The 4276-nt window shown below is 38.9% G+C and carries 4 protein-coding genes; 1 reads left to right on the forward strand and 3 read right to left on the reverse strand.

The features are described 5' to 3' along the window. Window positions 1-180 precede the first annotated feature (180 nt). Window positions 181-978: a M48 family metallopeptidase gene (locus tag CWB66_RS21185; protein ID WP_138586980.1), complete on the reverse strand. Its 798-nt coding sequence runs from the start codon at window positions 976-978 to the stop codon at window positions 181-183. Window positions 979-1253: 275 nt separating this feature from the next. On the opposite strand from CWB66_RS21185, the gene CWB66_RS21190 reads away from it, so the two are divergent. Beyond that, a complete protein-coding gene (locus CWB66_RS21190) occupies window positions 1254-2456 on the forward strand; it encodes a Bcr/CflA family efflux MFS transporter (protein WP_138586981.1) in 1203 nt (400 codons plus the stop codon). A gap of 30 nt (window positions 2457-2486) precedes the next feature. On the opposite strand, the gene grpE is transcribed toward CWB66_RS21190, so the two are convergent. After that, complete coding sequence (gene grpE / locus CWB66_RS21195; RefSeq protein ID WP_077538193.1) at window positions 2487-3098, reverse strand: nucleotide exchange factor GrpE; 612 nt, start codon at window positions 3096-3098, stop codon at window positions 2487-2489. A 58-nt stretch (window positions 3099-3156) separates the two neighbouring features. Further along, window positions 3157-4122: an HrcA family transcriptional regulator gene (locus CWB66_RS21200; RefSeq protein ID WP_077538194.1), complete on the reverse strand. Its 966-nt coding sequence runs from the start codon at window positions 4120-4122 to the stop codon at window positions 3157-3159. Window positions 4123-4276 lie beyond the last annotated feature (154 nt).

Below are 4276 nucleotides of genomic sequence, written 5' to 3' on the forward strand. Positions count from 1 at the left end.
CAGCTTTTGACGCGTAAATAAGCCTTGTTATAACTGAAAAACTCTGGCTAGAGAAAATAAATTTAAATATCACCATTATTCAATACGTTAGAAAGCCTCTTAACCAGAGTTCAGGTTAATTAAACTCATATAGAAAGCCCTGAATGTTATTGTATTCAGGGCTTTTTTGACCGTTTTATATTACAGCTTACATTGCGGGTTTTTACCCTGTTTTTTAGCTGTACTTTGCTCGCTAAGTGCTTTACTCATTTGCGCTTGTAAGTTTTTAATACGGTTACTTGGTGCTGGGTGAGTTGATAAAAACTCAGGTGTTGCACCACTGCCTGCTTTTCCCATGTTTTGCCACAGTGTTACTGACTCCTGAGGGTTAAAACCTGCTTGTGCCATTAAATCTAAACCAATTTCATCAGCTTCTGATTCATGAGAGCGACTAAACGGTAAAACAACACCGTACTGCGCACCTAAGCCTAAACCTTGCATAATTTCATTACGGTATTGTATGTTACCCATTTCAAGTGCTGCACTACCAAGCTGCATACCGGTTTGTAAAATAGAACTTTGTGAGACCCGTTCATTTGAATGCTCAGCAATAACGTGACCTACTTCGTGTCCGAGCACGGTTGCTAATTGATCTTGATTCGTGGCTATTTTTAATAGGCCTGTGTGCACGCCAATGTAACCGCCAGGTAATGCAAACGCATTGGCTGACTCGTCTTCAAATACAACCACTTCCCAATTTTGAGATGCATATTCTTTAGGTAATACGGCGACTACTTTTTCAGCAATACAATTTACATAAGCATTTGTTTTTGAATCTTTATTGATTGGCTGATTTTTTTTCATATCAGCAAAACTCGCAGTGCCCATTTCGCTCATCTGTTGATCTGAGTAAAGTGCTATTTGTGTGCGCCCTGTCGGTGATGTTTTACAGCCAGCTAAAACCGCCGTGGCGAGTACGGCAAGTACTAATTTTTTCATTGTATGTTCTCAACTCATTATTTTTTATTACTTGTAGAATAGCAAACGCAGTGCCAGTTTTAAATATTTGCTTTGCGAGTGGCTGCATTAGGGTGCATTTGGCTTTTAATAAATCATGACCGTGTTGAATGTTCTTGCCCAAAAATAAGCAATAACAACACATGAATACTGACAATATACGATGAAATGATAAACTTAGCAGGCAAACTAAGTTTATCCAAATACAATGCCCTGTTACACTATAAGCCTTGTTTTAGTAATGATTGAGTTTATACATGGACGCCTCGGTCTCGTCTTTTAATACCCGTATTTTATTGCCTTTGTTAGCCAGTATTGTAGCAATTACCCCGCTGGCTATTGATATGTACTTACCAGCAATGTTGGTCATTGCAAACGATTTACAAACAAGCATGCCAAATGTGCAAATCTCTCTAAGTATCTATTTAGCAGGTTATTCATTAGGTATGCTCTTTTTTGGACCTATAGCCGATCAAATTGGTCGTCGTAAACTTGCTAAAATAGGTTTAACGTTATTTGGTGCAAGCTCACTTGCACTCGCATTTACCACCGAAATACACGCTTTTTGGATACTAAGAGCTGTACAAGCATTCACAGGTGCAGCCGCCACAGTGGTTGTGCCTGGCATTATTAGGCATATTTATCAAAAAAATACGGCTAAGGGCATGTCTTATGTGTCTATGATCATGATGATAGCGCCATTACTTGCGCCTTCAATCGGCTCATTAATTTTAGGGTTTTCTTTGTGGTCGACTATTTTTTTAGTGCTAGCTGCATATAGCTTTATTATTTTAGCCTTTGTACAAGTGTATTTAATCGATATTCCAATCCACACAAATGAAAAAAAAGGCTTAGCGCTTTTTTTCGATAGTTACAAAATAATATTAAGTAATAAAGAAGCTCGTGCAGATATTTTAAGCTCTATGTTTGTATCGTTCGGCTTTTTTTGCTTTTTAACTTCAGTGCCTTTTGTATACCTTGATTTATTTAAAGTCTCGGAGCAATTATTTGGAGTATTTTTTGCTTTTAACGTAATGGCGCTTATGTTTGGTAACTTTTTAAACACGCGTATAGTGCCGCGTATTGGCTCGCGTAAAATGCTCTATTACGGCCTAATATGTGGATTACTTTCAGGTGGTGCGTTGTTAACATTTAGCTTACTGCACATGCCGCTTTATTACATTGTGGCAAGCATTGCACCGCTAATGATGAGTTTAGGTATCACGGCAAGTAATGCCGACTCACTAATTTTAATGAAGTTTGAGAAAAATACAGGGACGGCTACAGCGGTTATTGGCACTCTGCGCTTTGGTAGTGGTGCCCTAGTTGGCCCACTACTGGCCATTATGCATGCAAAAAGTGCTGTGCCTTTTTCGAGCCTGATGTTCAGCGCAGTCGTTTTAACGGTTCTGGTGCAGTGGTTCCACTATTTAAAAGACAAAAAAAATGCCTCGTTATAAGGCATTTTTTAAACTTATTAAAGGACTAAATTAAGCATCAGCCGCTTTAGAAACCATAACCATCGCAGGGCGTAATAAACGACCATTTAATGTGTAACCTTTTTGCATAACAGCTAGCACTGTATTTGGTGTTACATCATTACTTGGCTGAATAGACATTGCTTGATGAAAATCTGGATTAAACTGCTCACCTTGTGGGTTTACAATTTCAACACCAAATTTAGATACAGCGTCATTAAAGCTCTTAACTGTCATATCAATACCTTCAAGCAACGGCTTTAACGTGTCGTTTTCTTTATCAGAAAATTCTATAGCACGTTCAAGGTTGTCAATTACAGGTAGTAATTCGTTAGCAAATTTTTCTAGTGCAAATTTATGCGCTTTTTCTACATCTTGTGCTGCACGACGACGAATATTATCTACGTCAGCGGCTGCACGAACAACACCATCTTTTTGATCAGCGATTGTTTGCTTAGCGGCTTCAAGCTCTGCATACAGCATTGCAATTTCAGCTTCAGGGCTTTGCTCTTGATCTGCATGTTGCTCAGCGGCTTCTACTGCTGCTTCTACATCAGCCTGCATTTTTGAAATTTCTTCGTTTAATTCTACTTCTTGTTCAGGGTTTTGTGTCTGCTCAGACATAAAATACGTGCTCCAATTCTTTACAATTGCGGTAATTATGGGGATTGAATAAAAAGATTCAAGAGTTAGATGTCTCAATTAATTTAAATTCTTGGATTATTTCCTCAATTTGCGCTGATTTCGGACAAATTACACAAAAACGACTTTGATACTCTTGATTTTGAAAGTACGGCACACTAATAGTAATTAATTCATCACACTCAGTAAACGGGAGCTTTTCGCTATTAAGTACCGATAAGCCGTTTTTAAAAGCCAGCTTATCTTCAACATAATTTAAAAATGAAACGCCAACATTTAAGCTTTGTTCGCAATCAATTTGCTTATAAAGGTAGTTTTCACCTACGACTATGCTGTTATCTGAACCTAGCTTTTGACTTAGCTGGCGTGTCCATTGATTAAGTGAATCATGACAATTACGGGGAGCCGTATTGGCCATAGCTTGCATACGATACAAGCCTTCCATTAAGGTTTGTTGGCTAAATACAGTGTTTAGCCATGTTGCAAATTGAAAACGAACAGAGTCTGATGAATCGTGAGGTTTATCAATACAAATATTGTGGCTCTGCCCTGCTCTGTCTATTAATAAAATTAGCCAATCGGTTGAATCAAAATCAAGCACTTCTACTCTAAATACTTGCTGCGAACTTGCTTGTGGTAAGCCAACACAACAACACACTTGATATTTTTGGCTTAACCCATGGGCAAGTTCAACAAGCTGGGCTTGCTCTGGTTGCCAATAATTAGCAATGTCGCCAAGGGTAAAAAACTCATCAAACCAATAGTCAAACCCTTCATTTGTAGGCACTCTGCCTGCGGATGTATGAGGCGAATATAGTAAGCCCACTTTTTCTAAACGAGCCATAGCGTTACGTACCGTAGCCGAACACACAGCCATGCCTTTAAGTTTGGCAATTTTTGTTGATGGCACGGGTAACCCCTCACCATTACAGTACATATTCATAACAGCTGAAAAAATTTGCTGATCTCGTGGATTTAGTTTCATGTTATCTACATCTTGTTGCATGATTGATATATCGGGGCGTTTACTGTTATTTCAAGTCCATAGCTTGCTGCAACCTAGTAACATAATTAGGGCCAGTGAGTAGAACGCGGAAGCTTTACTCAGTTTATACCGAGCCCACTAGGTTACGAATCTGGCGCCGCGATTAAATCGCCCC

This window comes from Pseudoalteromonas sp. S558, assembly GCF_005886635.1.
GTDB lineage: Bacteria > Pseudomonadota > Gammaproteobacteria > Enterobacterales > Alteromonadaceae > Pseudoalteromonas > Pseudoalteromonas aliena.